Source organism: Pseudomonas sp. GM80 (assembly GCF_000282515.1).
In the GTDB taxonomy this organism is placed as follows: Bacteria; Pseudomonadota; Gammaproteobacteria; order Pseudomonadales; family Pseudomonadaceae; genus Aquipseudomonas.
The window spans coordinates 1-3,846 of the sequence record NZ_AKJD01000124.1 but is presented as its reverse complement, the minus strand read 5'-3'; the positions used below and the strand labels follow the sequence as shown (position 1 = coordinate 3,846).

Here is a 3,846-nt window from a genome sequence, read left to right as displayed (position 1 = left end):
CTGCGGCAGCTCCTACATGGAACTCTGATTTGTGTATGAAGGGAGGGGGCCCTTCATATGGTCTGTCGGCTAGTTGGGTAAGCGGCGGCTATCCAGTATTCGATTGACCATGAGTTCGCTCAGCATGATCACTTGATGCAGCATCAGCATGGCTCGGCGCTGGGAGTGGTCGACGACGTCGCCGATGTCACGTGCCATGTCGCTGGCGGCTGCCAACGATTCGCAGGCTTCGACGAGCAAGGTTTCTTCGTCCACGGAGGGGTCGACGAGGAAGATCTTGCTGGACTTGCGGGAGGGGATTGAGAGTTTCAGTGAGCCAGGGTTGAGATAGAAGTTGATGGCGCGGTCGGTCGCCTCTTTTATCTTTTGAGGTTCAAGCGTTGGGTCGTACGGGATCGGATCGGCATCCGGTGGGTTTGGCGTTACTTTGAACATAGATGACACCTGTTTTAAAACTTATTGAGGAGCCATCACTCTCGCTACCAAACGATGGGTGGCGGCCATATGTGGGTTGGTAGACCGGTCAAAACAGTAAACCCGGCGCCCCCGAAGGAGCCCCACGCATGGCCACCATATAAAGCCAGCCTCAAAAAAGAGACTGAATAAGGCGACGCCATAACTGTAAATGAAACGGGCTACCAAACCCGGTCACTGTTTTGCAGTGACCGGGAAACGATATAGCCCGCCCCATAGCGGCGTATGCCGGCGGATTCTGTAGTAGGCGTAGGCAACGGCGCAAGCTGACGTAGCCTTTATGGCGTAACAGTTCGTGTAATTTAAACGCGCTTTGAGCGTTACGTTTACGCGCGGAAAACGCCCGCCTCCTTCGTGGTGTTTTCCTACAAACCGTTACTGATCCAGCCGCACAGGTCCCGGGAAGAAATCGGCGTCAGACCACGATTAAATCCTGCCACCGCCCTTTTCCTTTATTGCATGACGGTTTACCAACTCCCGTAAGGAATGCCCCACTTCTCGATATACCGTTTGGACTTCTCACTGACGGGATAGGCGTATCGTCCTTGGGTTTTCCCCTGACTCGGCCCCAGTGGTTCAATCTCAGCCTGAGCTTTCGCCACTTCGACCGGATGGTGACATGAGTCTCTTACCCAAACCTGGATGGCACCGCCGGGAGCTAAACCCAGATAGACCGAAGATATATAGGTAGCTGTCTGGTCTGGAGTTTTCGCGCAGCGTTGATTCACCGATGTCAGCATCAGTTGTCTGGCCTCTTCGGGTATATCCACCCAGGCTCGATAGGTTTGAGGTTCTACGATGGACTGCCAGCGAACGAAGATTCGTTTCGGGAGATCAGCACCCACTACTGCTTTCGCGGAGCTGCCCACACCGTGCCAACCTCGCGCCGACTCTGTTCCATCTTCTGGCTGCCCACCCGATGCTGATCCCTTTCCCGTACGAAGAAACGTCTTTCCTTTGATGTCTTCAACGGCAGTGTCCTCAACCCAGACCTTCATGTAGCGAGGCTCGGTAAACCCGAGCTCCCACCATGGTGATTTGGGGTCGTTTTTTGCTGATAGCGGGTCAGCGTGACAACCGCTCACAAATAGGCTGCACAGCAGGGTTGCGAGTAACTTCATTACCAAAGCGTCCAGTCAGGTACGTGCGGATGTTTCACGCGTATTCCATCTGACGTGGGGGCGTTGATATATACCGCCTTCACGCCACTCCCGTCTCGTCGCCCAAGTGGGTGGTTCCAATTGGCGGAGGTATGGATGTATTTGAGTCTTAGCATTTGCTCGTCCTGCTCCGTGGTGCTGTAGTCCCCCGAGACAAACCGATCGCATAAGGCTTGGAGTTCTGGCGGAACGGCAAACTCTTCAGTTTCAGGAATATCGTTGAAACGCACTCCTTTTGCTTTCGCCTGTTGATGCATCACCCGTAGGCAGACTATCGCCAGCATTCCGCTTACAGGACGCTTGAGCTGTACGGCAGCATAGACGCGCTTGACGCCCGGACTCAATCTGTCCTGCGGACTACTCGGTATCAGAAGTGCAGGAGGCGTAACGATTTCCAGCATTTCAGCGGGCCAGCCTTTGTCGAGCCACTGATTTCTGACATTTACCGCGTCTCGGTAAATCGAGGTGCTGACGACATCTGTGTGAAGGGAAACTTCAAGAGTTTGCATCGGGCTGACGAGTACACACTCATTGGCCTCTTCAAGATAACCCCCACCAATATCGGAATGTACGCCAGGCAAAACAATTTCCTGGTGATCCATTGCTACTCGACTGAGGGCGAAATTACCTCTGCATTCATCTCGCGCGACCAATTGGACAACATCCGTGAAAAACCGCCTGTCCAGGTAAAGCTTGATACCTGTCGCGACAGCGCTTTTGATGTTCCCCAAATTCGACCAGCCAGCAATTGAAGGCACCGTATCGAACAAGCCTATAAAGCCCATGTTGATATCGCTTTTATATTGCTCGCTGAAGGTCGGACTGAAGCGATCAGAATCGCTGCGAAGGATCTCTCCTAATGGGCCTTGTTTGCCGCGTACGATTTCGTTTGCGAAGTGTCGCGCGGCGGCTGCGCCACGACTGAAGCCGAACGTGTCGAAGGTGAGCGATGTAATTTCGCTGCCCGGATTTTCGTCCAATGCCTCCTTGATACGTTGTTTTATCAATACAAATGAAGATTGAACGCGGCCTGCAACACCCGTTTCGCCTCGCCCGGCGCCCGCTCCCAACGTACTGTCCTCTTCACCTGCTCGGGTGCCAATACCTTCGACATACACCATGCGGAAAGCTTGCTTGCGTGGTCCCGCGCCTTCAGCTACTTCAGGCGTGTCGTACAGGTCACTCAGCTTTTTTACATTGCTGACATCATTGCCGTAGCTGCTGTCCGGATTACTCATGTACGGCTGGCAGCTAGCAGGAATGTCTTTGGGCGCAATAGGGTGATGCGCACCACAGATCAGGCCTGCGGCAGCATTATTTGCGTTGTTGCCTGTGCCATCGAAGAACACCCCAATCCTCAGAGCGATCCCGACTTTCTCAGGTTCACGCGCTGGCTCTTTCCCGTGCTTCTCATACTCAGCCCAACGCTGGGCATGAATATCGACGGGTTTGGCTTCTGCGTAGCGATGGTTTTTTGGTGGGTTGGGGACGTAACCACTCAATCCTTGATTCCTTGTTCTGATCCTTGAAGAACGGCGCGAAGGGTGACAGTCGAGACTGCGCGGCACAAGCCGTGGCCCTGTGCCAGCGTTGTTCAGACCGCGTTTAGTGACGAGGGTTTCCCCTCGTCGCGGTGGGTGGTCAGAGGGCGATTTTTACGCTGTCCAACGCCTGATTTACTGCGAGTTCGCCGAGCATCACGTTCTGCGCAATGCCGAACGCAGTCTTGCGGTGGGACTTGTCGAACTCGGGGCGAAGTTGATGAGCATTTCACTGGCCGAACCGAGGGCTTTGCTGTCGTTGGCGACGGATTTATTTTCGAAAAGCACGCCGGTCTTGTTTGATTCGCTGGTTTAGTGACAAAGGGAAGTTCGCGCCTGATCGGGAGCAAGCTCCCCTCGCCACAGATTGTGGGCTGCTCGGACTATTTCATTCCGGTTGCGACCTCTGAAACTGGCTGCTTCAGTTCAACGTTATCCAACGCCTTGTTGACCGCCAATTCGCCCAACATCACTACTTGAGCGATGCCTTGCAAGGTGTGGCGATTCGGCCCGTCCAGCGTTCCGGCGAAATCGCCGAGCATTACCGTTGCCGATGCCAGGGACTCGCAGGCGTTTGCCAGTAATGATTCGGTGTCGGTTTGCGGGTTGACCATGAACATGTTGCTGGGGCTGTAGGGTTCGGGTTTGCTCGTGCCTGCTGGTAAAAGGTA

At 54.2% G+C, this 3,846-nt stretch carries 4 protein-coding genes and 1 pseudogene; all 5 read right to left on the bottom strand.

Features of this window, described 5'->3' with window-relative positions:
• Positions 1-69: 69 nt before the first annotated feature.
• A complete protein-coding gene (locus PMI37_RS19130; protein ID WP_008083877.1) occupies positions 70-435 on the bottom strand; it encodes a DUF6124 family protein in 366 nt (121 codons plus the stop codon).
• A gap of 506 nt (positions 436-941) precedes the next feature.
• Positions 942-1,595, bottom strand: coding sequence for a DUF2931 family protein (locus PMI37_RS19125; RefSeq protein WP_008083876.1), 654 nt, complete (start codon positions 1,593-1,595; stop codon positions 942-944).
• Positions 1,595-3,136, bottom strand: a complete 1,542-nt coding sequence (locus PMI37_RS19120) for a phospholipase effector Tle1 domain-containing protein (RefSeq protein ID WP_008083875.1) — start codon at positions 3,134-3,136, stop codon at positions 1,595-1,597. Before PMI37_RS19120 ends, PMI37_RS19125 begins: the two co-directional genes overlap by 1 nt.
• 139 nt (positions 3,137-3,275) lie before the next feature.
• Positions 3,276-3,442, bottom strand: a pseudogene (locus PMI37_RS32560) (DUF6124 family protein); the annotation flags it as partial.
• Positions 3,443-3,558: 116 nt separating this feature from the next.
• The coding region (locus PMI37_RS19115) for a DUF6124 family protein (protein ID WP_008083874.1) at positions 3,559-3,846 on the bottom strand (288 nt) is incomplete at its 5' end.